This window comes from Frankia sp. AgKG'84/4 (assembly GCF_023242965.2).
Classification (GTDB): Bacteria; Actinomycetota; Actinomycetes; order Frankiales; family Frankiaceae; genus Frankia.
In genome coordinates this window covers 1-2,508 of record NZ_JALKFU020001215.1, presented here as the reverse complement: position 1 = coordinate 2,508, position 2,508 = coordinate 1, and the positions used below count along the sequence as shown (strand labels likewise).

The window sequence follows — 2,508 nt, the reverse complement described above, 5'->3', positions numbered from 1 at the left end:
GCACGGTGCTGGTCACCGGCGGCACCGGCACGCTGGGCGCGCTCGCGGCCCGGCACCTGGTCACCGGTCACGGCGTCCGGCATCTGCTGTTGGTCAGCCGGCGCGGGCCGGCCGCACCGGGCGCGCCCGAACTGGCTGTCGAGCTCACCGGCCTCGGAGCGGAGTCGGTGGAGGTGCTCGCGGCGGACCTGGCTGACCGGCGGGCCGCTGCGGCAGTGCTCGCGGCCGTGCCCGGCGAGCACCCGCTGTCGGCCGTCGTGCACACAGCCGGCGTGCTGGACGACGGTGTCGTCCAGGCGCTGACCCCCGAGCGGGTCGCGGCCGTGTTCGCGCCGAAGGTGGACGCCGCCGGCCACCTTGACGAGCTGACCCGAGACGCCGACCTTGACGCCTTCGTCGTCTACTCCTCGGCGGCCGGCCTCTTCGGGTCGGCTGGGCAGGGCAACTACGCCGCCGCGAACGCCTACCTCGACGCGCTCATGGCCACCCGGCGCGCGCGGGGCCGACGCGGGCTGTCCCTGGACTGGGGCCTGTGGGATCAGGCCAGCGCGATGACGGCCCACCTCGACCGGGCCGACCAGGCCCGGATCGGCCGCGGCGGCTTCCTGACCATCGGGTCGGAGGAGGGCATGCGGTTGTTCGACGCCGCTCTGGCCGGTGCGGTATCGCCGGCCGTGCCGATTCGCCCCAACCTGAGGGCGTTGCGGGCCGAGGCCGCCGCCGGCGCCGCGCTGCCGCCACTGCTGCGCGGGCTGGTCCGGGTGGGCCGGCAGCGGGGGATCGCGAGTGCCGGCCGGCTGGCCCGGCGGCTGGCGGGACTCACCTCTGCCCAGCAGGAGCAGATTCTGCTCGAACTGGTCCGCGGTCATGTCGCGACCGTGCTCCGGCACACCGGTCCCGACCAGATCAGGCCGGAAATGGCCTTCAGGGAGGCCGGTTTTGACTCCCTCACGTCGGTCGAGCTGCGCAACCGGCTGCGCAGGGCCAGCGGGCTCAACCTGCCGACCACCGTTGTCTTCGACTACCCGAACCCGCTCGCCTTGGCCCGGCACCTGCGCGACGAGATCGTGAGCACCCCCACCGAGTCCGCGCCGAGGCCGTCCACGGTTGCCGGCATCGACGAGCCGATCGCGATCGTCGGCTTGGCCTGTCGGATGCCCGGCGGTGCGGACTCGCCCGAGGCGCTCTGGCAGCTGGTCGCCGAGGGTCGGGACGCTGTCACCGGTTTTCCGGTCGACCGGGGTTGGGATGTCGAGGGCCTTTTCGACGTCGATCCCGGGCACGCCGGCACCTCCTATGTGGACCAGGGCGGTTTCCTGGACGGCGCGGGCCGGTTCGACGCCGGGCTGTTCGGCATCTCGCCGCGGGAGGCGTTGGCGATGGACCCGCAGCAGCGGCTGCTGCTGGAGACCTCGTGGGAGGCGCTGGAGCACGCGGGCGTCGACCCGACCAGCCTGAAGGGCACCGACGTCGGTGTCTTCGCTGGCGTAATGGCCCAGGGCTACGGCAGCGGTGGTCCGATCTCCCCCGAGCTGGGCGGTTTCACCGCCACTGGTGCGGCCGTCAGCGTGGCCTCGGGCCGAGTGTCCTACGTGCTCGGTCTGGAGGGTCCTGCCGTCACCGTGGACACTGCCTGCTCGTCAGCGCTGGTGTCCATGCACCTCGCTGCCCAGGCGCTGCGCTCCGGCGAGTGCTCGATGGCGCTCGCCGGCGGCGCCACGGTCATGGCGACGCCCGCGACGTTCGTGGAGTTCTCCCGGCAGCGGGCGCTCGCCGCGGACGGCCGCTGCAAGGCGTTCTCCTCCACCGCGGACGGCACCGGCTGGGGAGAGGGCGTCGGCATGGTCGTGCTGGAACGCCTCTCGGATGCCCGGGCACGCGGCCACCGGGTGCTGGCCCTGATGCGGTCCTCTGCCGTCAACCAGGACGGTGCCTCGAACGGGCTGACGGCGCCGAACGGGCCCTCGCAGCAGCGAGTGATCCGCCGGGCGCTCGCCGTGGCCGGGCTTACCGGCTCCGACATCGATGTCGTGGAGGCCCACGGCACCGGCACGGTGCTCGGCGACCCCATCGAGGCCCATGCCCTACTGGCGACCTACGGTCAGGACCGGCAGCCCGGAAACCCGCTCTGGCTGGGCTCTATCAAGTCGAACATCGGCCACACCCAGGCCGCCGCCGGGGTCGCCGGGGTGATCAAAATGGTGATGGCTCTGCGGCGCGGTGTGCTGCCCGCGACTCTGCACGTCGAGCAGCCCTCAGCTCAGGTGGACTGGTCCGCCGGGTCGGTCGAGCTGCTGACGCGGGCACGGGAGTGGCCGCGAGGAGACCGGCCGCGCCGCGCGGGCGTGTCCTCGTTCGGGCTGAGCGGGACGAATGCGCATCTGATTCTGGAGGAGGCGCCGGAGGAGGCGCCGGAGGAGGTGCCGGCGGTGGCGCCGGAGGAGGTGCCGGCGGTGGCTTTCGGGGCTGGGGGTGGGGGTGGGTTGCTGCCGGTGGGTGGTCCGGTGC

The 2,508-nt window shown here is 73.4% G+C and carries 1 protein-coding gene; it reads left to right on the top strand.

What is annotated here, in order from left to right:
* Positions 1–2,508, top strand: a 2,508-nt coding sequence (locus tag MXD58_RS28880; RefSeq protein ID WP_250611335.1) for a type I polyketide synthase, incomplete at both ends; no start/stop codon positions are given.